25 protein-coding genes and 1 pseudogene are annotated in these 22488 nt (G+C 69.8%); 12 read left to right on the forward strand and 14 right to left on the reverse strand.

The window, feature by feature from the left end:
- Position 1 precedes the first annotated feature (1 nt).
- From G3I60_RS02480 to G3I60_RS02505, 6 genes are all read right to left on the reverse strand, one after another.
- Positions 2 to 1105 carry an NlpC/P60 family protein gene (locus tag G3I60_RS02480; protein ID WP_164292416.1) on the reverse strand — a complete coding sequence of 368 codons (1104 nt, stop codon included), beginning with the start codon at positions 1103 to 1105 and terminating at the stop codon, positions 2 to 4.
- 25 nt (positions 1106 to 1130) lie between these two features.
- Entirely contained in the window at positions 1131 to 1613 is a 483-nt protein-coding gene (locus G3I60_RS02485) for a poly-gamma-glutamate biosynthesis protein PgsC/CapC (RefSeq protein WP_138352320.1), read from the reverse strand.
- On the reverse strand, positions 1610 to 2845 hold the full coding sequence (gene pgsB, locus G3I60_RS02490; RefSeq protein WP_138352321.1) for a poly-gamma-glutamate synthase PgsB: 1236 nt from the start codon (positions 2843 to 2845) through the stop codon (positions 1610 to 1612). Before pgsB ends, G3I60_RS02485 begins: the two co-directional genes overlap by 4 nt.
- A 52-nt stretch (positions 2846 to 2897) precedes the next feature.
- On the reverse strand, positions 2898 to 5105 hold the full coding sequence (locus tag G3I60_RS02495; protein ID WP_164292415.1) for a HAMP domain-containing protein: 2208 nt from the start codon (positions 5103 to 5105) through the stop codon (positions 2898 to 2900).
- 393 nt (positions 5106 to 5498) lie between these two features.
- Entirely contained in the window at positions 5499 to 7487 is a 1989-nt protein-coding gene (locus G3I60_RS02500; protein WP_164606451.1) for a translation factor GTPase family protein, read from the reverse strand.
- Positions 7488 to 7708: 221 nt separating this feature from the next.
- Complete coding sequence (locus G3I60_RS02505) at positions 7709 to 8302, reverse strand: XRE family transcriptional regulator (protein WP_138352324.1); 594 nt, start codon at positions 8300 to 8302, stop codon at positions 7709 to 7711.
- Here G3I60_RS02505 and G3I60_RS02510 point away from each other — a divergent pair.
- The 3 genes from G3I60_RS02510 (at position 8301) to G3I60_RS02520 (ending at position 10260) form a co-directional block, all read left to right on the forward strand.
- Positions 8301 to 8819: a GNAT family N-acetyltransferase gene (locus tag G3I60_RS02510; protein ID WP_164292413.1), complete on the forward strand. Its 519-nt coding sequence runs from the start codon at positions 8301 to 8303 to the stop codon at positions 8817 to 8819. The two genes, G3I60_RS02505 and G3I60_RS02510, sit on opposite strands and share 2 nt — an antisense overlap.
- Positions 8820 to 9065: 246 nt before the next feature.
- Positions 9066 to 9551, forward strand: a complete 486-nt coding sequence (locus G3I60_RS02515) for a TetR/AcrR family transcriptional regulator (RefSeq protein ID WP_164292854.1) — start codon at positions 9066 to 9068, stop codon at positions 9549 to 9551.
- Between the two features lie 142 nt (positions 9552 to 9693).
- Positions 9694 to 10260: an EF-hand domain-containing protein gene (locus tag G3I60_RS02520; protein ID WP_164292412.1), complete on the forward strand. Its 567-nt coding sequence runs from the start codon at positions 9694 to 9696 to the stop codon at positions 10258 to 10260.
- Positions 10261 to 10285: 25 nt separating this feature from the next.
- Here G3I60_RS02520 and G3I60_RS02525 read toward each other — a convergent pair whose 3' ends face one another.
- The gene (locus G3I60_RS02525; protein ID WP_164292411.1) at positions 10286 to 11113 is read right to left on the reverse strand and encodes an alpha/beta fold hydrolase; all 828 of its coding nucleotides are present in this window, start codon (positions 11111 to 11113) and stop codon (positions 10286 to 10288) included.
- A gap of 78 nt (positions 11114 to 11191) precedes the next feature.
- Between G3I60_RS02525 and G3I60_RS02530 the strand changes: the two genes are divergently transcribed.
- On the forward strand, positions 11192 to 11791 hold the full coding sequence (locus G3I60_RS02530; RefSeq protein WP_164292410.1) for a sigma-70 family RNA polymerase sigma factor: 600 nt from the start codon (positions 11192 to 11194) through the stop codon (positions 11789 to 11791).
- 54 nt (positions 11792 to 11845) lie between these two features.
- Here the strand turns inward: G3I60_RS02530 and G3I60_RS02535 are convergent, their stop codons facing one another.
- Positions 11846 to 12094, reverse strand: a complete 249-nt coding sequence (locus G3I60_RS02535) for a hypothetical protein (protein WP_138352329.1) — start codon at positions 12092 to 12094, stop codon at positions 11846 to 11848.
- Between the two features lie 224 nt (positions 12095 to 12318).
- Between G3I60_RS02535 and G3I60_RS02540 the strand changes: the two genes are divergently transcribed.
- The gene (locus G3I60_RS02540; RefSeq protein WP_239069454.1) at positions 12319 to 13320 is read left to right on the forward strand and encodes a zinc-binding dehydrogenase; all 1002 of its coding nucleotides are present in this window, start codon (positions 12319 to 12321) and stop codon (positions 13318 to 13320) included.
- Positions 13321 to 13334: 14 nt separating this feature from the next.
- On the opposite strand, the gene G3I60_RS02545 is transcribed toward G3I60_RS02540, so the two are convergent.
- Positions 13335 to 13865, reverse strand: coding sequence for a GNAT family N-acetyltransferase (locus tag G3I60_RS02545; RefSeq protein WP_138352331.1), 531 nt, complete (start codon positions 13863 to 13865; stop codon positions 13335 to 13337).
- Between the two features lie 195 nt (positions 13866 to 14060).
- On the opposite strand from G3I60_RS02545, the gene G3I60_RS02550 reads away from it, so the two are divergent.
- The 3 genes and pseudogenes from G3I60_RS02550 to G3I60_RS02560 form a co-directional block, all read left to right on the forward strand.
- Positions 14061 to 14528 carry a cupin domain-containing protein gene (locus G3I60_RS02550; protein ID WP_138352332.1) on the forward strand — a complete coding sequence of 156 codons (468 nt, stop codon included), beginning with the start codon at positions 14061 to 14063 and terminating at the stop codon, positions 14526 to 14528.
- Between the two features lie 119 nt (positions 14529 to 14647).
- Positions 14648 to 15823 carry an epoxide hydrolase family protein gene (locus G3I60_RS02555; RefSeq protein WP_164292409.1) on the forward strand — a complete coding sequence of 392 codons (1176 nt, stop codon included), beginning with the start codon at positions 14648 to 14650 and terminating at the stop codon, positions 15821 to 15823.
- An 11-nt stretch (positions 15824 to 15834) separates the two neighbouring features.
- Positions 15835 to 16164: pseudogene (locus G3I60_RS02560) on the forward strand (aldo/keto reductase); the annotation flags it as partial.
- Between the two features lie 82 nt (positions 16165 to 16246).
- Here G3I60_RS02560 and G3I60_RS02565 read toward each other — a convergent pair.
- Complete coding sequence (locus G3I60_RS02565) at positions 16247 to 16504, reverse strand: SCO0607 family lipoprotein (RefSeq protein WP_164292852.1); 258 nt, start codon at positions 16502 to 16504, stop codon at positions 16247 to 16249.
- Positions 16505 to 16782: 278 nt separating this feature from the next.
- Here G3I60_RS02565 and G3I60_RS02570 point away from each other — a divergent pair, with 278 nt between their 5' ends.
- Complete coding sequence (locus G3I60_RS02570; protein ID WP_164292408.1) at positions 16783 to 16974, forward strand: hypothetical protein; 192 nt, start codon at positions 16783 to 16785, stop codon at positions 16972 to 16974.
- Between the two features lie 45 nt (positions 16975 to 17019).
- Here G3I60_RS02570 and G3I60_RS02575 read toward each other — a convergent pair whose 3' ends face one another.
- Positions 17020 to 17787: a maleate cis-trans isomerase gene (locus G3I60_RS02575; RefSeq protein WP_164292407.1), complete on the reverse strand. Its 768-nt coding sequence runs from the start codon at positions 17785 to 17787 to the stop codon at positions 17020 to 17022.
- Between the two features lie 141 nt (positions 17788 to 17928).
- On the reverse strand, positions 17929 to 18288 hold the full coding sequence (locus G3I60_RS02580; RefSeq protein ID WP_164292406.1) for a MerR family transcriptional regulator: 360 nt from the start codon (positions 18286 to 18288) through the stop codon (positions 17929 to 17931).
- A gap of 91 nt (positions 18289 to 18379) precedes the next feature.
- On the opposite strand from G3I60_RS02580, the gene G3I60_RS02585 reads away from it, so the two are divergent.
- Positions 18380 to 18859, forward strand: a complete 480-nt coding sequence (locus tag G3I60_RS02585; RefSeq protein ID WP_164292405.1) for a hypothetical protein — start codon at positions 18380 to 18382, stop codon at positions 18857 to 18859.
- 41 nt (positions 18860 to 18900) lie between these two features.
- Here the strand turns inward: G3I60_RS02585 and G3I60_RS02590 are convergent, their stop codons facing one another.
- Positions 18901 to 19269 (reverse strand): nuclear transport factor 2 family protein, encoded by a 369-nt coding sequence (locus G3I60_RS02590; protein ID WP_164292404.1) that lies wholly within the window; start codon positions 19267 to 19269, stop codon positions 18901 to 18903.
- A gap of 88 nt (positions 19270 to 19357) precedes the next feature.
- Here G3I60_RS02590 and G3I60_RS02595 point away from each other — a divergent pair, with 88 nt between their 5' ends.
- Entirely contained in the window at positions 19358 to 20158 is an 801-nt protein-coding gene (locus tag G3I60_RS02595; RefSeq protein WP_164292403.1) for a helix-turn-helix transcriptional regulator, read from the forward strand.
- Positions 20159 to 20272: 114 nt separating this feature from the next.
- Here G3I60_RS02595 and G3I60_RS02600 read toward each other — a convergent pair whose 3' ends face one another.
- On the reverse strand, positions 20273 to 21787 hold the full coding sequence (locus tag G3I60_RS02600; protein ID WP_164292402.1) for an MFS transporter: 1515 nt from the start codon (positions 21785 to 21787) through the stop codon (positions 20273 to 20275).
- 90 nt (positions 21788 to 21877) lie between these two features.
- Here G3I60_RS02600 and G3I60_RS02605 point away from each other — a divergent pair, with 90 nt between their 5' ends.
- Positions 21878 to 22438 (forward strand): TetR/AcrR family transcriptional regulator, encoded by a 561-nt coding sequence (locus G3I60_RS02605; RefSeq protein WP_164292401.1) that lies wholly within the window; start codon positions 21878 to 21880, stop codon positions 22436 to 22438.
- The last annotated feature ends 50 nt before the right edge of the window (positions 22439 to 22488 follow it).

A 22488-nucleotide genomic window follows, 5' to 3' on the forward strand; every position in this document is an offset into this window, starting at 1 on the left:
GTCAGATCCGTTTGGCGCTGCGCAGCCACTTGGCGTAGAAGCCGTCGCCGTCCAGCCGTGAATCCCCGCCCAGGTCTCCCAGCGTGGGTCCGTTGGCCTCCTTGCGGCTGGAGATGAAACGGGCGTGCCCGTCGGTGTCCAGGCCGAGGTAGATGGCCATGTGGTCGAGGCGGGTCCCGGTGCGCTTGTCCATTTCGAAGAAGACGAGGTCGCCCGGTTGCAGGGCGTCGATGGAGGAGGGCCGGGCGTAGTAGTAGAGGGGATTGCGGGTGTTGCCGGTTTTGACGAGCGGCAGAATCGGCAGCCCCGGTTTACCGGTGGCGATGCCGTTCGCGGTGCGGGGCAGTCCGGCGCCGGTCGACTTGTCGGTGGCGTTCAGGAGGTAGCCGCTGCGGTAGCCGTAGACCATGCGGACGAAGCCGGAACAGTCGAGGGCGCCGTACTTGTTCTTCTCGGGGGTCTCGCGCAGGCCGTCCTTGAACTTCCAGCTCGTGCCGAGGTAGTCGTAGAAGTCGGACTGCTCCTTGCGCTGGTTCACCACGTCCACGGGGCCGAACTGGGAGTCCCCCCGGAAACGCTGGCCCAGGGCGTTCTTCGCCGGCTTGGCGCCGTCGCCGTACTGCAGGGCGATCGCGAAGACGTCGTCGGCCGTACTGCCCCGGTACTGGTGGAACCAGCTGGCGAACCACTTCTGCTGTTCGGCGCCCTTGGCCCAGGCGCGCGGCAGCAGCCGAACCCAGCTGTCCGTGACCACGGTCGCCCGGGTGGTCCGCGGCTCGGCGAAGGTGCGGCCGGGGCCGGTGAGGACGGCCGTGCGGGCACCGTCGGTGAAGGTGGCCACGACCTCGCCGTCGGTGTCGCGCACCACGGTGCGCGCCGGATGGGCCAGTCGCAGATACGTCATCCGGCCCGCTGCGGCCTTGGCGCCTGCGGTGTCGTCCGGCGTGGTGGGCTCGGCCTGCAGCGAGCCGAGCGCGGGCAACCGCCCGTTGTCGGTGCGCTGCCGCATCTCCACCGTCAGCCAGCCACTCGTCGCGAGCAGGGCGAGGAGGACTGCTGTGTTGAGCGCGGTGCGGATCTTGCTGCGGCGTTTCTTCGGGCTCATCGGCTTACTCCTGTCCGGAGGACGATCACGCGCTGGGCAGCAGGCCGAGCAGCAGCCCGGACATCAGCACCACGTAGTTCGCGAGGGTGACGGTGGACACCGACAGCAAGGTGGCGCCCTTGGGCTGCCGCTCCAGCTGGTAGGCGATGAGGCCCGGCACGATGAAACCGAGCGTCTGGTTGGCGTACATCAGCGGGAACTGCGTTTGCATGACCAGGTACACGCCGGCCTGGAGCACGACGCCGGTCAGCACCACCGCGGCGAACAGCCGCTTGCCGTAGAGGATGACGTTGCGCTGGAGCAAGCGGGTGCACAGGTAGGTCAGCAGCGTGATGCCGACGACCATGGCGGCACGCTGGAGGTCCTCGATGAGGGTCAGTGCCAGCCAGCCCGGGGTGATCATGCCGCCCGGTGAGAGATTGGTCGTCAGATAGCAGACCAGCGAGAAGAGAAGCCCCAGCGCGATGCCGATGGCGGCGATCTCGGGGGTGAGGATGGTGGGGATCACTGGTTCTCTCCGTAGGCGTACGAGTCCGCTGCGACCGTCGGCCCGGCCGGGACGTCCGCGGGAAGTTCCGCCAGGTGCTCGAGCAGCAGCTCGCCCTGGCCATGGATGTTGCCGATGGCGACCATGGACGATTCCGGGCCGAGCTCGGCCAGCAGTTCCCGGGTGAGGGTTGCCGGGTCGCGCCGGTCACCGCCGAGATCGACGACGCGTCCCGACCAGCCGGCCGGGATGCCGTCGCGGGCGCTCTTGGTCGGGTGGCCGATGAGGAAGACGGTGTCGGGGTCCAGCTGCGGGATGATCGATCCCATCTGACCGTTGCGCTCGACACGGTCCGGACGGCAGTTGATCACCACATGCAGCGGTCGGTGGATCGCTCCCAGCGACAGCAGCTGGTTCACGTTCATCAGCGTCGACTCGGGGTCGTTGGCGGCGAAGACATTGGCGAAGCGCAGCCGCTTGCCGTCCACCGTCGCGTAGCGCTCAACCGACAGCACGCCCGGGTCCGGCGGGGCGTCGTACATCCCCTGCAGGGCAACGTCCCGATCGACACCGAGCAGTTCGGCCACCTTGAGAGCGATCGCCACGTTCTCCTTGAAGGTGAACCACGAGAACCCGCGCAGCTCGGCGTCGCTGACGGTCTCCGGCTCCACGAGAATCAGTTCGCAGTCCCGGTCGGCGGCCTCCTCCTGGAGGATGTGGAGGCGGTCGCGTTCGGCGGTCACGCAGATCCCGCCGACCGGCATGGAGCGGGACAGCGAGCGTGCGACGTCGTCCAGGGTCGGACCCATCTCGGCGAGATGGTCCTCACGGACGTTGCACAGCACGCCGATCGTCGAGCGGATCAGCTTGGTCTGGTTGACCTCCTGAAGCGCCGGCATGACGGCCATGCACTCGATGACCAGGGCGTCCGGCCGGTAGCTCGCGGCCCGGCGCACGATTCCGATCTGCTCCACCACGTTGGCGATCCCGAATTTCCGGTAGACCGGCTCCTCGGTCGCGTCGGGGTGGATGAACCGGGCCGCGGTCCCGGTGGTCTTGGCGACGGTCACCAGGCCGCCGCCACGCAGCGCCCCTGCGCACAAGCGGGTGATGGAGGACTTGCCGCGGATGCCGTTGACCAACACCCGGGTAGGTATCTGGTCGAGGTTGACGAAGTGCCGCCGCTGCTCGACGACGCCGGCCACGAGCAGCACGGCGCAGCAGATCAGCAGGACGCAGTAGAGGAACAGCACAGGGGTCTCGGTGTCTTCTCAGTGAGGTCTGGGCGGGCGGGGCGGGCCGGTGCTACGTGTGCGGCCTGCGCAGATGACGGCGGCTCTGGGGGCCGCGTTGCCCGGGGACGAACTGGGCGGTGTGGGCCCGGTGCCGGTCAACGAGCTGCTGCCTGATCAGTTCCAGGCTGCGGACGACCGAGCCGACCTCGTCGTGGTTGGCGGGGTACAGCACGGTCTTGCGGTCTCCGTGCGCGAGGGCCTCGGCGCTGTCGGCCATGGCCCGCAGCGGGCGGACGATCACGATGTGCAGCCAACCCAGACAGGTCGCGGCCGCCGCCAGCCCCAGCATTCCGGCCAGCATGGTGCGCCGCTGGGCGACGTACTCGGGCAGGTCCAGCCAGCCGGCGGGCTGCTCGGAGACCACATGCCAGGTCTTGAGCGCGCTCGCCTCACCACCGCCGGTGAGCGGCGCGGCGGCCGCCAGTGCGTGCTCGCCGTTGCTCAGCAGCGCTCCGGAGGACTTGCTGGCGGCGGATTTCGCGAGGTTCTCGAGCCGGGCCGCGTGCAGGCCCTCGAAGGCGCGGAATCCCTGGTTGGAGGCGACGATGCGGTCGCCGGTGTCGACCAGCCACACTCGGCCGAGGCCAGGGCGGTCCATGATGGCGCCGAGGTAGGGGATGTCGAACTCTCCGACGACCGTTCGCTGGGTCTTGCCCGCGACCGGCGCCCGGGCGGCAATGACCGGTTGGTTGAGGGTGTCGTCAACGAGGCCGACGCCGCGCTTCGTCCGTAGCGCCGTCGGTGTGTGCGGGGAGTCGCCGGCACGCGCCACGACGGTGCCGTCCTTGTCCACCACGTACAGGGAGCGGTAGCGGGCATGCGCGGCGAGCGTGCTCACCAGGACGCTGTGCGCCTGTTCGGCGCCGGCTCCGTCACCGACCACGGTGGCGATGGCGGCGACGTCGGCGTACCCCTCGTTGAGTCCTTCGCGGACCCGGTCGGCGGCGGTCTCGGTGCGCTGCCGCTGGTCGGTGACGAGTTGCTGCGGCACGACGGCCACCTGCTCGGCCCGGTTGAAGAGGAACAGCAGGGGTGCGGCCCACGAGAGCAGCACGATGGCGCAGACGATCAGGACGGCCCTGGTCCCGCCGAGGCCCTTCCTGCCCCGCGCCTCAGGAGCGGGCGCCTGACCGGTCAGCTCGCGGCGCATCGACTCGAGGGCGGCCCCGATGCGGCCGGATTCGGCGAACCGCGGCACGTCCACGGGTCGGGACAGCTCTCTGTTGCTCAGCCGGCGGGCTTCGAGGTGCAGCCGCAGCAGGGGCCGTTGGAGCACGACGTACAGCACCCAGGTGACCAGGGCGGCCAGGAGGAGCAGCACGCCGGCGGCGATGACGGCGAAGAGCCGGTGGTTGCCCGGCGCCGCGTCCTGTGCGACCTGCACCGTGGTGAGGACGCTGAGACCGAGCTCTCCCGAGCTCGCGGCCTTCTGCTGTGTGGTCTTGCCGTTGGCGTCGATCCCGGAGGTGATGGAGGCGTACCCCGCGACGGTGCGGCGCCCGTTGGCCGTCTCACCGAGCAGGCTGCCGCTGGGGCTGTCGAATCCGCCGGAGGCGGCGGTCTCGGAGGGTCGCTTGCCGTGGGCGGTGCGGGCGGCGTCGACGGAGAGCTGCCGGGCCGCCTTGCCCCGTGCGTCGGGTCCGTCGGAGGCGAGGATGGTGCCTGAGGAGTTGAGAACGATGAGCGAACGGCCGTCGCCGGTGGTGATGCTCGGCACGCTCAAGGTGTCCGAGGCGACCAGGAGCCGCTTTCCTGCGGGCTGGCTGAGTACCGCGAAGACCAGCAGCCGGGTCTCACCGGACTTGGTGGTGACCAGCCGTGGCGGCAGTCCCTCGGGAAGGGCGTTGACGTCGATGGCGGACAGCGGAACGTTCTCGCCGCGGGCGGCCAGCAGAGCTCCGCTGGACGGGTCGACCACCGCTGTGCCGCGCCACTTCTGGTAGACGGCACCGAGCGTGGAGAGCACCTCGTCAGGAGTGACGGGAGCGGCCGCGTTGGCCAGCGCCGCGGCGCGCTGCAGGTCGCTGGTGGATTCGTCGAGCGAGGCACGCAGTGCGGTCGCCCCGTCCTCAGCCACATGCTGCTGCGAGGCGAGGACCGCCCGGGAGACGCCGGAGGCGTCGGTACGGCCGAGGATCAGGGCGGTCGCTCCCGCCACCGACAGCAGGAGCACCAGCAACGCGGCGACCGGCGGCCGAATTCCGCCGAGCAGGGGCATGTCCGCACGTCGCCTGATGCGGTGGCGACGGACCGGTGCGCGCGAAGCGCTGACCACGTGGAGCTCCCTCTGGGGCGCGCTTCGCGCACAAATCGGCTGGACGGCGTTCAGTTCGTCAAGGTGCGGTGGGGCACTTTGTTCGACGTCGAAGTGTCCCTGACGAAGTGCCGAATCTGATCACGTTTAAGTGTCAAATGGTCTAAGAATGCAAATGAGAGAGTTAGGAATCTCTCACAGCCTTCTCGGATGTCCTCCATGTCCCCGGCGGGCGGCGCGAGTCCGGGGAGGCGATTGTCCCCTTCGGGGTATTTCGCCGTATCCAGCAATATTGCAGGGCAATGCCCCTTTCTGTGGTCCCAGGGCTTTGGGGCCAACCGCCGCTCTGTGAACCCTTCACCGCGCCAGGGAAGGGTCCGCGAGGAACCGCAGGTACTCCTCCGGATCGAGTGGATTGCCGTCGGTCCGGGGGCGGCGAGGAGTGACACCGCGTACCGGGCGGTCCGTGCCGGGGCGGGACCACAAGGCGCCTTCTCCACGGGTGAGGCCGGGAAGGGCGTCGCCGAGCTCCTGCATCCTCGCGGTCGGCAGCTCGGCATGGAGGGTCCACCGGTCGCCGCTCTCCTCCGTGGCACCGATGGTCCCGCCGAGTTCGGCGATCCTGGCGGCGACCGGTCCCAGCGTGTCCTCGGGGATCTCCGCCTCCACCTCCCTGCACGGCTCGTGGACCCGCGTTCCCGCGCTGTTCAGCGCGCGCATCAGCACCATCGGCGTGAGCTTGCGGAAGTCGGCCGCGGTACTCATCGGGGAGGCCCAGCCCGTGCGGATGACGGTGACGGTGCAGTCGGTGACCTCCCAGCCGAGGAGCCCCTGCCGCAGGCCGAGGCGCACTGTCTCCTCGATGGCGCGGTGGAACGCGCGGGGCAGCGCGCCCCATTCGGTCTCCCGCGCGTACCGGACGCCCGAACCGTAGGGGGCGGCCTCGACGCGCAGGCCGACCGTGGCGAAGAACTCACCCGGTCCGGGGCCGAGTTCCTGCACTGCGGCGCCGGCGCCGACCGGCCGCTCCCGGTAGACGGGCGTAACCGCGGCGAACTCCGCCGCGATACCGAACTCCCGCTGGAGGCGGTCCGCGAGGACCTCGCGTTGGACCGCCCCGTGCAACAGCAGCGAGAGCGTCCCGTCGGAGGCGGTTCGCGTCCTGATGAACGGGTCTTCGTCGGCAAGCGCGCTCAGCGCGGCGTGCAGGGCGCCGCGTTGCCCGGGGTGGCTCGCACGTACGACGGCCTCCAGTCCCGGCGGGGCGAGCCGGGCAGCCGGCCGGTCGCCGCGGGCCGCACCGACGCGGTCGCCGACCCGGACGCCCGGGAGGCCGCGCAGGACCGCGATCCCGCCGGGGGTGAGCACTCCCCGGCGCTGCGCGTCGTCGCTGCTCTTCGCGGTCACGACGTCGAGCCGGGAGATCCGCCCGGTGACGGTCGGCGTTCCCTCCGCCTCGTCCCGGTGCAGGGCGAGACGCTGCCGGTCGCGCAGCAGGCCGGAGAACAGCCGGATGTACGCCCTCTTCTCCCCGCCTTCCGCACGGTCGACGGCGAACACCGTGCCGCGGGCGGGGGCCAGTTCGTCCGCGGGCGCTGCGGGCAGCAGGGTCGCGATGCCCTCGGCGAGTTCGGCGATGCCCGCTCCGCTGAGGGCCGAGCCGAAGAAGACGGGCTGCACCAGCGCGGCGGCCGTCTGCTGGAGCAACTGCTCGCGGATCTCCGCCTCGGTGGGTGGCGGACCGTCGAGGAGCCGGGACAGCAGGGCGGTGTCGTGCTCGGCGAGTACTTCTGCCGCCGGAGACCCGCCCCGCTCGCCGGTGAGCGGGACCGGGACCGCGCGGGCGGCCGGGGTGCCGGCGCCGACCGTCGACACGAGCGGAACGAGGCGGGGCGCCAGCGCGCGGCGCAGTTCCGCCAGCAGCGCGGTTTCACGGGCGCCCCGGCGGTCGATCTTGTTCACGAAGATCAGTGTGGGCAGGCGCAGCCGGCGGAGTGACGTCATCAGGACCCGGGTCTGGGCCTGGATCCCCTCGACCGCCGACACGACGAGGACGGCCGCGTCGAGGACGGAGAGGGCGCGTTCGACCTCCGCGATGAAGTCGGGGTGGCCGGGGGTGTCGACTAGGTTGACGTGGCGGCCGGCCATGATGAGCGGCGCCACCGCCGTGCGGATGGTGATCCCGCGTTCGCGTTCGAGCTCGCCCGTATCGGTGGTGGTGTTGCCCTTGTCGACGCTGCCGAGCGCGGCGAGGGCTCCGTGTTCGAACAGCAGCCGCTCGGTGAGGCTGGTCTTACCGGCGTCGACGTGGGCGAGGATGCCCAGATTCAGGGGCGTGGAGGTCAAGGTGGTCCTCGGGAGGCAGAGAGAGGGCGTGGGGCGACGCGACTGCTCCGAGATGACGGCGCATGTCTCTCTCCTTGCTGCGAGGACGTTCGTGCAGGACACGGTGGACGTGCCGGCCGCACGTTACTGCACTCCGCCCGTACGGCGCCGCTCCTTTTCCGGGCCCCGGCCGGTGGCAGGGGCCGGCGTTGTCCCCCGGCCGATGGCGTTGCCGATCCCCTTCACGGCGTTTCGCCCCGGGCGAGGACGATGGCGTAACGGCACTCGGCTTCGGTGTTGTTGGCGAAGACGCATGCGGCGGGCTCGCCCAGTTCGATCGTGTCGCCCGCGTCGAGTTCGTGCACCGCGTCGCCCTCGTGGAACGTCAGCCGGCCCGCCAGCACCCAGACGACCTGCCGGATGAAGACGAAGGCCGCGGCCGGATACGGCACGCGGGCACCGGCGGGCAGTCGGACGTCGGCGATCTCGGCGGGGAAGTGCGGCCCGGTGATCTGGCGCCGGCGGTACCCGGTGGCCGGATCGCGCCACTCCACGGCGTCGGCCGAGCGGCGCACGCCCGCGGTCGCCTCCCCGCTCTCGCCGGCCGCGCCTTCGGCGAGCGCCAGCAGGGAGGAGACACTGAGCTGGAAGGCGGCGGACAGTTTGCCCAGGACCACAGCGGTGGGGCTGCTCTCTCCGCGCTCGATCCGGTTGATCATGGCGCGGGACACACCGGAGGCGGCGGCGAGTTGCGCCAGGGTCCACTGCCGCCGGTTCCGTTCGGTGTGGATACGAGCTGCGATCTGCCTCACCAGTGGGTCTACTATATTGGACATGGATCCAATATACGAGAACTCTGGATCGGTGACGATCCGCCCGGCACAGACCAAGGACGCGGAAGCCGTTCTCGCCATCCGCAACCAGGCGATCGAGCACTCGACGGCCCTGTGGACCACGACGCTGCAGACCCCGGCCGAAGGAGCCGCCTGGCTCGCCGTTCACCTGGAGCGGGGCTCGGCGTTCGTGGCCGAGAAGGCGGGCGGGGTCGCGGGCTTCGCGGTCTACGAACCATGGCGGCCGAAGGACGGATATCGCCACACGGTGGGGAACTCGGTCTATGTCCGCGAGGACGCTCACGGGCTCGGCATCGGCTCAGCTCTGATGACGGCCCTCATCGCCTCGGCGCGCGAGACCGGCCATCACGTGATGATCGCCGACATCGAGGCGCGCAACACCGCCTCGATTCGGCTGCACGAACGGTTCGGCTTCCGCCACGTGGGCACCGTGCCGGAGGCCGGCACCAAGTTCGGCCGGTGGCTCGACCTGACGATCATGAGGCTTCCGCTGACCTGAGCGACATCCTCTCCGATCTGCCGCTGCCCTCCTGATGCTTCCTGACGGCTCCCGCGGCTCAGCCCGTGCTCTTCACGGTCGTGCTCTTCACGGTCGCGTGCTGCTCGGACGGAAGAGGCCGGTCCGGAGGAGCAGCCAGCAGTTCCCGGACCCCGGGAATCACCTCGCGACCGTGAGGTCGACGTGGGGTGCGAAGCGGCCCATGGGACCGCCGATGATGGCGACCATCAGCGGCAGGCCGTGACCATGGACGGTCTGGCCGAACGGGCGGGGCTGGGCAAGGGCACGGTGTTCCGCCGGTTCGGCAGCCGCGCGGGCATCTTCCACGCGCTCCTGGACGACGACGAGCGGTCCTTCCAGGAACAGGTACTGGCCGGGCCGGCCCCCTTGGGCCCGGGCGCCGCGCCGACCGCCCGCCTGATCGCCTACGGCCGGGCCCGGATCGCCTTCCAGCTCGGGCACTACGACATCGCCCGCGCCGCCCTGGACGGCACCCGGCCGATCGCGGCCGGGGACGGGACGATCTCCCAGGTCCGCATCCGCATGCTGCTGGGGCTGGCCGACCTCGGCGTCACCGATCTCGACCTGCTCGCAGTGCAGCTCACGGCCGCGCTGGAAGGCCCGTTCCTGCTGTACTTGTCCGCGCCGGAGCACGCCGACGCTGCCCTCCGCGTCGAGGAGCGCATGGCTCAGGGCTGGGAGGAGCTCGTCCTGCGCATCTGCCGTCCCTGATCGCCGAGCCGGCCGTACATCCCGTCGACGTCACCTCCGTTGCGGCTGTCGTTTCCTAGGGCGTGATCGTTCGTTGAACCATGCATGGCGGATCGCCTGGTGCGATGGCGTTCTTGTGGTTCGGCGTGAGGGAGGGCTGTTCATGGCCAGCGTGTTCCAGCGGAACAAGATCAAGGGAATGTTCGCGGCGTTCGATGCGGACGGGGACGGCTACCTGCGAAGGGACGACTTCGAGGCCCTCGTGGTCCGTTGGGGCCGACTCCCGGGAGTGGGGCCGGGGACGGAGCTGCGCGCCCGGGTGGAGGCGGTCGTCATGGGCTGGTGGGAGGGACTGCTGGCGGTCGGCGACGCCAACAACGACGGCAGTGTCGACTTCGACGAACTCGTCGTGCTCGTGGACCGGCTGCCGTCCATGCGCGAGTCCGTCACGGCGACCGCCGACGCGATCTTCGACGCCGTCGACGAGAACGGGGACGGCCGGATCTCCCGCAGCGAACACCGCCGACTCATCGAAACCTGGCACGGGCAGAGCATCGACACCGACGAGGTCTTCGACCTTCTCGACCTGGACGGTGACGGTCACCTCAGCCGCCCGGAGTTCGCCGTGCTGTGGTCCCAGTTCTGGATCAGTGACGACCCTGCCGAGCCCGGCAACCTGGTCTGCGGGCGGATCCCGCATCAGGGCCAAGGGAGCACGGTCGAGGCGTGATCCGGTAGCACTTCCGGCCGGTGCTTCAACTCAGGAACGCGGCAGTGGTCGCCACGAACCGGTCGGGGTCGTCGAGCCAGGGACAGTGGCCCGCCCCCGGCTGCACCGCGAGGGTGGCGTCGGGGAACAGTGCCGCAAATTCCGCCACCGGCCGAGGAGGGCTGTTCAGGTCGAACTCGCCGCCGAGCAACAGGACCGGGACGTCGCAGGTGGCGAGCGCCGCACGCGTGGCCTCCGGGCTGAAGGCGCCCTCGGCGGCGAAGCCGGCGACGGCGTCCTGGTTGCTCGGCCGGCCGGCCGCATAGTGCTTCTGCGCCGCGGCATCCCACCGGCCGCAGAAGAACGGAGCAATGGCTTCCCAGTCGCTGCCGGTACCTTCGGTGATCGCCTCCAACGCGGCGAAGGCCGCCGGGAACCACGGCTCGTTCTTCCGCCGCTGCGCGAGCTCGCGGCGCGTCTCCCCGCTGATGTCCACCCCGACAGCTCGGGTGCCAGGGCCGATCAGGGCGAGTCTGCCGACGTTCTCCGGGAACCGGGCCACGTACTGCGTCGCGATGTTCGCGCCGGCGGAGTGGCCGAGCAGATCCGTCCTGCCGAGTCCGAGGTGCTCGCGCAGCGCCTCGACGTCGTCGACGAGACGGTCGCAGCGGTAGGAGGAGGGGTCCTGCGGAACGGCCGACCCGCCGGTGCCGCGGAGGTCCAGGAAGATCAGCTTGCGGTGCCCGGACAGGCCGCCGAGATCGCCGAGGTAGCGGGAGTCGGTGGGACCGCCGGGGATGCAGACGACCGGGTCGCCGTCCCCGAGGACGCGGTAGGAGAGCTGGGTTCCGTCATGTGCGGAGAAGGTGGGCATGCCGTGGATCCTGGCACTTATAACCACGTTATACAACCCGGTTATGACGGCCTGGTGCTCAGGGTATATAACCGGGTCATGACGGGCGAGGAGAACACGCACCAGATCCCCGAGGGGCTGACCGAGGCGCAGGCCGAACGGATACTCGCCGACATGAACGAGGTCATCCGCGCGGGCGAGGAGATGCGGAAGCTGCGCGCCGACATGATCAAGATCTTTGCGGACCTCGGCTGGACCCAGGACAGGATTGCCCAGCTCACCGACATGAGTCAGCCGGCCGTCTCCAAGCAGGTGGCGAAATACAGGTTGGGCGACCCACTGCCCGCGGCGACCTTCTCCCTCGACCAGCGCGACGTGCCGTGGCTCGAAGGGCGCCTGTGGGGCCTCGCCGAGGAGATCGCCGAGACCGTCGACTCCGCCCGCAGCGCGCGCTACGTCAACGCCCTCGCCAGGGGGAAGAAGCGCTTCACGCCCCAGAACGTCGACGAGCTGCGCCGCCTCGTCGAAGAGGACCTGAGGCTGCACCGGGCAGAGCTGCCCGTCGGATACCGGAACGCGTACGACGAGATCAGCCGCGGCCTCGACCTCCCCGCGCAGGTCACCGCCACCGGATCGGCCTCCGTGCGTCGCGCCCTCGCCTGCCAGATCCAGCGCGACCGGCTCCGGAACGACGTCTGAGCCCTTGACGCCGGGGCGACCATGCCCCCGCGTGGACGAGGTCTTCGTACTGCCTCAGTGCGTGGCGGAGCCGTCGAGCATCCAGCGGCGGACCGCCAGGACTCGCGGCAGGGCGATGACCCGTTGCGGCGAACCGTCCTCGCGCTCGACGACGAACACCCCGTCGGCTATCAGTTTGTCGAGCGTGTAGGTCGAGATCCCCAGCAGCGATGCGGCGACCCGCAGCGGCACCGTCAGGCCCGCGAAAGCGTCCGCTTCGCTGCCGTGCTCCAGCGCCCGCAACGGCCGATTCCGTGGCCCCATTCTCGAACCCCCCTCTGACCAGGTCTGTTTGATTCTCCCTTCTTACCTCAAAGCACCGACAGAGCGGCAGTACGCCCCTCGGGCCGGCCGGCCCGAAGTCCCGCCCGAACGGACGAGGGCAGGTCCCAACAGGCGGAAACCCAGGGGAGTCGGGAATGAAGCCGCAGCGGCCGCATGTTGATGACCGCTGATCGACTCTTCTAGCTCGGGAAGAAGGCAGGCTCATGACGTCCTCGCCGACCACTATGCGCGCCGTTCGACTCTCCGGCCCCGGCCCCGTCGACAATCTGCGGCTGACCACGCTCCCTCTCCCACCCGAGAGGGACGGCTGGGTGCGCATCCGCGTCGAGGCGTTCGGCCTCAACCGCTCGGAGTTGAAGCTGCGGCTGGGTGTGAGCACGGGTGTCAGTTTCCCCCGGGTGCCGGGTATCGAGGCCGCCGGCACCGTCGACGCGGCACCGGCCGGCAGTGGACTGGCTCCTGGGCAGAAGGTCGTCGCCATGATGGGGGACATGGGGCGCACCTTCGACGGCGGCTATGCCGAATACACCTTGGTGCCGTTGTCGCAGGTCATCCCCGTCGACACCGACCTGCCCTGGGAGGTGCTGGGCGCTCTGCCGGAGATGGTGCAGACCGCCAACGGCTCGCTCACCATCGGCCTGGACCTGAAGCCCGGTCAGTCCGTGTTGATCCGCGGCGGAACGTCCTCGGTGGGCCTGGCCGCCGCCGCTCTGGCCGCCTGGCGCGGCGCCACGGTGCTGTCCACCACCCGGCGGGCCGATCGCCTCACTTCGCTGAAGGAGCACGGTGTCGACCACCCTCTGCTCGACACCGGCGAGGTCGCGCCCGCCGTGCGCGAGCTGTATCCGGGCGGCGTCGACGCCGCCCTTGATCTGGTCGGCACGCCGACCCTGCCCGACACTTTGCGCGCGGTGCGCGTGCACGGCACGGCCTGCTTCGGCGGCAGCCTGTCCAACCAGTGGACGGTGCGGGATTTCTCCCCGAACGAGTACCTGCCCAGAGGCGTGCGCCTGGCGGGCTACTTCGGCGACGCCGCCGATCTGCCCCGGGAAACCTTCCAGGAGATCCTCGACGCGGTCGCGGCAGGGCAGCTGGCCTTCCCCGTGGACCGCGTCTACGACGGCCTGGAGCAGGTGGCGCAAGCCCATGACGACATGGAACACGATCGCGCCACGGGCAAACTCGTCGTCCGCGTCCGGCATTAGCGGGCATCCGGTGGTCAGCCGACCCGACGGGCCAGTACCTGTCCGGGCCACTCCTTGAACAGGAATCGGTCGGTGGGTTCGAAGTTGTTGCGCTCGTAGAACGCGACCAGTTCGCCCCCGCCGCCCGCCCAGCAGTCGACGCGCAGCAGCTCCACACCGGCCCGCCGGGTTTCGTCGGCGGCATGAGCCAGCAGTGCCGCCCCGATGCCGAGACCGGCGCAGCGGCGGTCGGAGACCAGCAGCCGCACATACCGCTCGGGTTCGCCGGCCGGCGCGATCGGCACCTGTGGGTTGGGTCCGGAACCCAGCACCAGGGCTCCGGCCGGTCTTCCGTCCAACTCCGCGATGTAGGGGGCGTTCTCCGTCGTGTACCGCTCGACCCGTGCCACTCCGCCGGGCCGCCGCGAATACGGTGTCGTGCCCCACTGCTCGGTGTTGCCGCGAGCGTTCATCCAGGCCACTGCCGCGTCGAGCATGTCGAGAATGGCTGGTGCGTCGGCCAGGCTGCCCGGTCTGATCTGTATGCCATGTGTGGTGTCGTTCACGGCGAAAGCTTAGGGGCCGTCGGACGGATCATGCAGGGGGTGCCGCTCTGCGGCGCGGGGCCGCGGAACGGGGCGGGACGGCGGTCATGGGGACACGGATCCGCCCGAGCAGGCCGCCGAGTGCGATCATTTCGGGGCGGGACGGCCGAACGCGTCAGCCCGTCATCGCCCTGATCCCCTCGAATGGACGCCCTCATGAGCATGGCCTACCTTGCGCAGCCCGATGAGCAGCAGAAGCTCGAATGGCTCGACGGCGGAGTCTTCTCCGTTCTGCTGGACAGCGCGGCCACCGACGGCCAACTGACCGTCGGCCGATTCGCCGTCAACAAGGGCGAGGCGCCGCCGTATCACCTGCACACCCGTGAGGACGAGGTCTTCATGCTGCTCAAGGGCGAAGCCCTGGTGTGGTCCGACGGCGAGGAATGGGAACTCTCCGAAGGCGGCATCGTCTATCTCCCCAAGAACGTCCCGCACGGCTACCGGATCACCTCCGACACCGCCGACCTGCTGATGATCTGCACCCCTGGCGGCATCGAGGGCATGTTCCGCCACGCAGGACGCGATCTGTCCACACCCCGGCCCGAGGGCTTCCAGATCTCCCCGGAGCGCCTGGCCGAAGCAGCTGACGCCTACGGCCAGATCATCGTCGGCCCCCCGCGCTGACCCCGGGCGGCTCTTGCCCCCAGGGCGCCCGGCCCACCGGTTCAAGGGCGTGGGTAACTCCATGTCGTCATCGGCCCGCCTGCCCGTCCCGGTCGTCTCCGCCGCGTTAGCATGCGCCCATGCCGGACGCCGTGCCCCGCCCCGAGCCGTTCATCCCGCAGACCGCCCCAGGGGCGCTCGAAGACCTCCGGGCGCGGCTGCGTGCGACGCGCTGGCCGGACACGCCCGAGGACGCCGGGTGGTCGCTCGGTTCCGACCTCGGTTACCTCCGTGAGCTCGTCGCGTACTGGGCGGACGGGTTCGACTGGCCGGCGCAGGAGGCGGCACTCGCCCGCTTCGCCCGCTACCGCGTCCCGCTCGGCGGCCTCGGGATCCACTTCGCTCACGTCCGCGCTGTCGCGCCGGCCGGACCCGTCCTGCCGCTGGTCCTCAGCCACGGCTGGCCGGACTCGTTCTGGCGCTACGCGAAGGTCATCCCGCTCCTGACGGACCCGGGCGCGCACGGCGCCGACCCCGCTGACGCGTTCGACGTCGTCGTGCCCGACATGCCGGGGTACGGGTACTCCGACCGCCCCACCGGTCCGCCCCTCGACTCCATCGCCGTCGCCGGCCTGTGGGCCGAACTCATGAGCGTTCTGGGCTACGCGCGATTCGGCGCCGCGGGTGGGGACATCGGCAGCCATGTGAGCCGCTACCTAGCGCTCGACCACCCCGACCGGATGGTGGCCGTCCACCGTACGGACGCGGGTGTCCCCGTCTTCGCCGGGGACCCGGCGGACCTCGCCCCTGAGGAGCGCGCCTGGCTCGACAGCGCTGTGGCCTGGGGAGGAGCCGAGGGAGCCTACGCCGCCATGCACCGTACGAAGCCCCAGACCGCCGCCTTCGGGCTCACCGATTCGCCGGCCGGTCTCGCCGCGTGGATCGTCGAGAAGCTCCGGGCGTGGAGCGACTGCGACGGAGACATCGAGCGGTCCTTCACGAAGGACGAGATCCTCACCAACCTCACGATCTACTGGCTGACGGGGACCATCGGCTCGTCGATGCGCATGTACCGCGCGAACGCCGCGATCCCACCGGCGCAGCTCGCCCGCCGGGTCGAGGTGCCGTCGGGCTTCTCGCTCTTCCCCGGCGACATCGTGCGCCCGCCCCGGGCGTGGCTGGAGCGTACGGCGAACGTCGTGCGCGTGACCGAGCCCGCGCGCGGTGGCCACTTCGCCGCCTTCGAGGAGCCCGAGCTCTACGCGGAGGAGCTGCGCGCATTCTTCCGCCCCTACCGGGCGGTTGCGGAGGGCTGAGGTGAGCCTTGGACGTCGACGTGGTGGTCGGCGGGCCCTACAGCTCAGGCATTCTCGCCGGCGGTCAGCACTTCGAGTACCAGAAGGCGCCCGCGGAGATCATCGACAAGGTGACCCGCATCAAGAAGCTCACCGAGCGGCACGGCATCGGCATCAAGGCCGCCGCTCTCCAGTTCTCGCCGGCCCACCCCGCCACGGTCGCGGCGATCCCCGGCGCGACCAGGCCGAGCCGTATCGCCGAGGACGTGGCGGCCCTGGACGAGAAGATCCCGGCCGCGTTCTGGCAGGACCTGCGTGACGAGCAACTGATCGCCGCCACCGCCCCGGTGCCCGCTGTCTGATCCGCCGTCCGATCCCGTCCGATCCCGTCCGATGCGCTGTCCGATGCGCCGTCCGATCCGCCGGCGCGGTCCGTGGCCCCCGTCATCCGGTGGCGGAGGCCTCGACGATGTTGCCGTTCTTGTCGATCGTGTGGGTGTTCCAGTACGTGTCCCATGTGTCGCCGACGTGCTGGGGGACCTTGCCCTCCGGATAACGGACGTACCCCTTCGGCGGCTCCTGGCCGTTGGGCGCGCAGGCCTTACCGGTGGTGCCCACGGCCAGGACCGGGTACTCGCCGCCACCGCAGATCGCGTCCTCGGTGGAACAGCCGGTCAGGGCCACGGCCGCCACACAGGCCATGGCGAGGCCGAGCACGAACCGCGTCGGGCGGTTGCCGCCCGCAGCCGCGGTCTTACGGGATCCGCTGGTCGTACGCACGTGATCTCCCTTGCGATGGGTTGGTCCGCCCAGCCTGCCCGAAAACAAGAGGGAGATCATGAGTACGGCTACTCACGCGAGTCGGCGCGGCTGACCTGACGGGCCGGAACCGGTGCTCCCGGTGGGAGGTGCGCGGCGGGGAATGAATCCGTCAGGGTACGGTCCGTTAGATCATCGGATCGCGGGCAGGAGCCAGCACTATGAGCAACGCAGAAGTGACAGAGCACCCGCCGATCTACGGTCGCCTGATAGAAGAACGCGGCGATGTGCTGGCCGCGACGCGGGAGGCCGCCCAACAGGTACAGCATCAGGCGGTGACGGCGCTGGACTGGAGCGACGTGCGACGGGCCCAACAGGGGAGGGAGGCGCGCGGTTTCCCCGCACTCGGGTGAGAATCCGGCTCTGATGCGGCCACGGTGTGGACAGTTGGGGAGGCGTCAGGCTGCGAAGAGTTGTCCGTAGCCGGTGATTTCGGTGGTGCTCGTACGGGCCGCGCGGAGGGCCGACCACAGCAGTACCTGATTGGCGGTGAGGACAGGCCGGCCGAGGGTGGTCTCGAGGTTTTCGATCGCGCCGACGGCGCGGAAGCCGTTGCCTCCGATGACGACGGCTTCGGTGCCCTCGGGGACGTGGTCGGCCGCCCAGTCGTGCAGGTCTTCCGGCCGGATGAGTGCCTGTCCGCTGGGCAGCGCGCAGGGGGCGGAGAACACCACGTCGAATCCGGCGTCCTGGTAGTAGGTCCGGCCGAGATCGTCGAGTTCGGTATCGAACCACGGCGGATCGATCAGGCAGATGCGGGTGGCTCCGAGGGTGTGCAGTGCGTCGACGGCTGCGGCGCAGGTGGCGACCACCGGCAGTCCGTGGGCACGAGCCGAAAGGCGCCTGAGCATCGCTGCTTCGCCGTCCGCACCGATGACGTACGCGGAGCTGGTGAACCCGAAAGCGACGGCCGCTACGGGCGCGGTGGCGAGCTGTTCGGTGGCGTCGTCGACATCCGGCGGATCAGCGAAGGCCCGGACCGGGGCGAGCGGGATCGTCGGGTCCATGGCACCGCCCTGCCGTATACCGCCGAACGGCACCCGGGCGGCGTGAATGCCCACGTCGGGTGGGGCCATCGCGCGCAGCTCCGACTCCGGTCCCACGTCGGCGTGCGGTGTCAGTACGCCGAGGCGCACCCGTACGTCCCAGCCATCGGGTCGCCACATTGCGCTCACTCCTCGACCGGCGAGCTCCCCACCTTCCATTCTGCGGGCTCCATGCCCGGAGCGCGACGCCTGGGCCCGGCGGTGCTCCCTCGTCGTGCCATCGAGGAAGGCAGCACTTCCGCGGGCAGGGTTGGCGATGGATCAGCCCTGTGCTGCCCGTAGCGGGCAGCCGGTGCCCACGCGCGCGGCCAGTTCGGCCCGCAGGGCCGCGAGTTCAGCCATGCGGGCGTCGACGACGTGGAGCTTCTCCTCGAACAGCGCCGACAGCGCTTCCGCGGTATCCGGACGCTCGCGTAGCTCCTCGCCGGTCCGTGCGATCTCCGCGAGGGAGAACCCGAGCGTCTGCGCGGTGCGGACGTAGTGCAGCCAGGCGACCGTCTCGGGCGGGAAGTCGCGGTAGCCGTTGGGCAACCGCCGGCCCTGGACGAGGCCGACCTTTTCGTAGAACCGGATGGTGTCCCTGGTCATGCCCGCCTGCGCGGCCAGCTCTCCGATACGCATGGTCCTCCGTCGCACGATGGGCTTGACCTTGGACCGTACTCCACTGTTTAGCGTGAGGTGTCGCTGCCCCAAGAACAGCAGGAGCCTCACCGTGATCCCTCACCTCACCCCCGCACGCCCGTCCTACCTTCACGTCGTACGGGCGAGCGCCTGGTACGACCTCGTCGTCACGGCAGGATTCGCGACACCGTGGACGTACGCGCTGCTGCACAATGCGCTGTCATCACTGGGCGACACGCTCGGGATGGGCCACCTGCCCGAACTCGACCCGGTACAGACCCTGTACGCGAATCTGATGGGTTCGGTCGTGGTCGTCTGGGCCGTCCTGCGCATCGTCCGGCCGCTGCCGGTGCACGGGTTGTTCGACGGCGCCGCGCGCACGCTGTTCGCGGCGTGGCAGGCGTACGCACTGACCCACGGTGCCATGCGGTTGCTCTGGCTGTTCTTCGTCGTCGAGGTGGCCTTCGGCGCCGTACAGCTCGCGCCGTGGTGGCGGTACCGGCGCACCGACCGGGTGGATGCCCCTGCCGGCCCGGCCGACGGTCGCCCGCACCCTGCCGCGAGTCGGTGACGCACGGGGTTGCGGGCCTGTACCGGGTCTGGCCCCCTGGGCTACAAAGTCGCCACCGGATCTGGAGCATCTGCCGTGATCGGTTCGACGATCTCCCACCGCTCGGCGATCAGGCCGTCCTGGAGGCGAAAGACATCGGCCACCGCGATGTCGAGCCCGCCTCCGGGCAGCCACCGCCGGGAGAACATCGTCACGTAGTCGCCTTCTGCCACGAGGCGGCGGATGTCGATCCGCATGTCGGTGAGGGGCAGCTTCCGTGCTGCCGCGATCCAATCCGCTTTCGTGGTGGTCCGGAACGGCAGCCCGTGATCCGTGTAGTCGTCGCGCAGGAGCGGCGCGACGGCATCGAGGTCGCCTTTGCCGTACCGCGCCAGGCAGGTGAGGACCAGTTCCTTGTAGTCAGTGCTCATGTCCCCGAGTGTGCTGGGGTGGTCGGGGACTGTCGATGAACTCGCAGTTCATGGACCGTGGTCGGAGGGTACGACTAGGGTCGGCGCTGTGGAGACGGTCGGGGGCCTGTTGCGCGAGTGGCGCCACAGCCGACGGCTGAGCCAGCTCGATCTCGCGCTGGCGGCGGGAGTTTCGCCCCGGTACGTCAGCCTCATCGAGACCGGCCGATCCCGGCCCAGCGCCGACATGGTGCTGCGGCTCGCCGCTCAGCTGGAGGTGCCGCTGCGGCATCGCAACCGGCTGCTGGTGGCGGCCGGGTTCGCGCCCCGCTATCGCGAACGGCCGCTCGACGAGCCGGACATGTCGGCCGTTCGGGACGCCGTGGCCAGGGTGCTGCAGGCGCACGAGCCCTATCCGGCCCTGGTCGTGGACCGGCGTTGGAACATTCTGATGACCAACGCACCGGTCGCGCACTTCCTCGCCGACGTCGCCCCTGAACTCCTTGTCGCTCCGGTCAACATGGTGCGGCTGGGGCTCGATCCACGGGGTCTCGCCTCCCGGATCGTGAACCTGGCGGACGTTCGCTCGTTCTTTCGCGCCCGGTTGTCCCGCCAGGTCGCCAGGACCGGTGATCCGGTGATCGGCGCCCTGTACGACGAGTTCTTCGCGGACGACGAGCCTGCCGGATCAACCCCTGGGCTGGAGTCCGAGGTGGCGATTCCGATGGTCTTCCGGCTGGACGGAGACGAGGTGCGACTCTTCTCGACCATCACGACGTTCGGAACCCCTCAGGACATCACGCTCGAAGAGATCTCGATCGAGTCCTACTATCCGGCGGACGCCGACAGCGCCGCCGTCCTGCGCAGCATGGCCGGTCCGGCGGGGGACCGGTACCACGAAGGGCAGTAGGCACGGCCCGCTGGAGGGTGTCGCGTCGGAGCTTCGTCGGAGCGTGCCGTACGGATCGATGGGCGACCAGGACCCGGCGGCGGTCGGTCCGCGCCGGTTCTCCCGATCGACGCATCATGCCGTGGCCTTCTCGCCGATCGCGTCGTCGGCGGAGGTGGTCACCCGGCCGTTCGTGACGCGTCGCGTACGGACGATTCCCCAGCCGACGAGTGCTGCGGCCACGACGGTGAGCGTGAGGCCCGCGATCGTGACCGCCTCCTCGAATTCCGCGGTCTGTTGCGTGCTCCAGTTCGCTGTGGCGAGGTTGCCGGTGAACAGGGCCGCGAGGATGGTGCCGGTGACGGCGATGGCGATTCCGGAGGTGACTTCGGTGGCAGTGTCGACGAGGGCAGCGCCGATCGTGGTGCGATTCTTCGGCAGACCACGGAGCACGTTGACTCCGGCGACCACGCCGACCACGCGCATTCCCGCTGCCACGAGCACGAGTGCGATCGCGACCCACACATATCCGAACCTGCCCAGCAGACCGTAGACGGCGAGCCCGAACACGACCGCTGCGGCACTGAGCCATGCGGCCCGTTCGAGGCCGACCCGTTGCACGAACGGATTGACGAACGCGCCGCCCGCGACGAGGACGATGACCTGCGGCAGCATTCCGAGAGCGGCGAGTGCGGGCGTCCACCCCCAGTCGAGCTGCAGCTGCAGCGTCACCAGGTATCCGAGGCCGGCGGTGGCCAGCCCGGCCGCGGCCTTGAACGCCAGGCCGCTGGACACCAGAGGGTGAGCAACGAGTTCGAGGTCGAGGAGCGGGTAACGCGCCGAGTGCTCGCGGAGGACGAAGAGCATCGCAGCCACGACGGCCGCTGCCGTGGTCGCCCACGGGATCCACGATGCGGCGCCCTGGTGGACGAACAGCGTCGGTGCGACGAGCGCGAGCACGATCGTCGCCGTACCCAGCACCGCACCTGCGATGTCCACCGGATCGCGGTGCAGATCGGCCGCGACGTCCGCGGCGATACCGGACCGCACACCGATGAATGCGAGCACGGCGATCGGCACGTTCACCAGCAGCAGGACCTGCCATGGCGCGATCGCCAGCACGAAGCCACCCACGGTCGGGCCGATCGCGAGCCCCACCAGACCCACGGTCGAGATGAGGGTGGTCGCACGGACACGCATACCGTCCTCGTCGAACAGCCGGAATGCCAGCGCCATCGATCCCGGGGTCGTCATCGCGGCCGCGACCCCCATCGCCACCCGGACGGCGATGAGTTGCTCCACAGTGGAGACAAAGGCGGTCGCCAGGCTCGCCACGCCGAGCAGAACCAGCCCGATGAGCATGATCCGTCGCCTGCCGAACCGGTCGGCGATCGCGCCGCACGCCAGCATCAACCCGCCGAACACGACGGCGTAGGCGCCTGTCACCCACTGCAGCGCGATCGTCGAAGCGTGCAGATCGCGTCCGATCGTGGGCAACGCGACGTTCAGGATCGAGTTGTCCAGCATCTCGAACAGAAACACTGCCGACAGTCCGGCCAAGGCCACCCAGGCCTCGCGCAACGACCGGGGCGAGCCAGGAGAGGGGTCCGCCGCCGCGAGTGCGGTTCCGGTCCCGTGGGGAGTACTCATGAACGGCCACCTAAGATATAGAGGTCTATCTTACGGATGCCAGAGTAGGGCGCTAGAATAAGATAGGCAAGTCTATCCAAGGAGGTATGGATGCCCGAGCGACGCCGCGGAGCGGCACTGGAGAAAGCGCTCCTCGATGCGGCCTGGGAAGAACTGGTGGCCAACGGGTACGCCAGTTTCACCATGGACGCGGTCGTTCAGCGCGCGGGCACCAGTCCGCCCGTTCTCTACCGCCGCTGGTCCGACCGCGACGAGCTGGTCCGGGCGACCATCATCCGCAGTCTGGAGGAGAACCGCCTCGACGTTCCCGACACGGGAAGCCTGCGGGGGGACGTCCTCACCCTCATGCGGGAGATCAACGCCACCCGCGTCCAGTTCATCACCGTCATGAGCGTGCACCTGGCCGGCTACTACCAGGAGACGGGAACCAGCCCCCGGGACCTCCTCGCGACAGGGCGTGAGAACTCCGTCGACGTGCTCTTCGACCGTGCCGTCGACCGCGGGGAGATCAAGCCGGAACTCCTCACCGAACGCATCAAGTCCCTTCCCTTCGACCTGCTGCGCCAGGAGGTCCTCACGACCTTCGCCCCCGTACCCGACCACGTCCTCGAAGAGATCGTCGACACGGTCTTCCTCCCCCTGGTGCGCTGACCGCGGCGACAGCGCCACGTCTCTCGCCCACGGTCCTCGGCGGGAGGCGT

Origin of the sequence: Streptomyces sp. SID13666 (assembly GCF_010548325.1) — a bacterium.
GTDB classification, from domain to species: Bacteria; Actinomycetota; Actinomycetes; order Streptomycetales; family Streptomycetaceae; genus Actinacidiphila; species Actinacidiphila fildesensis.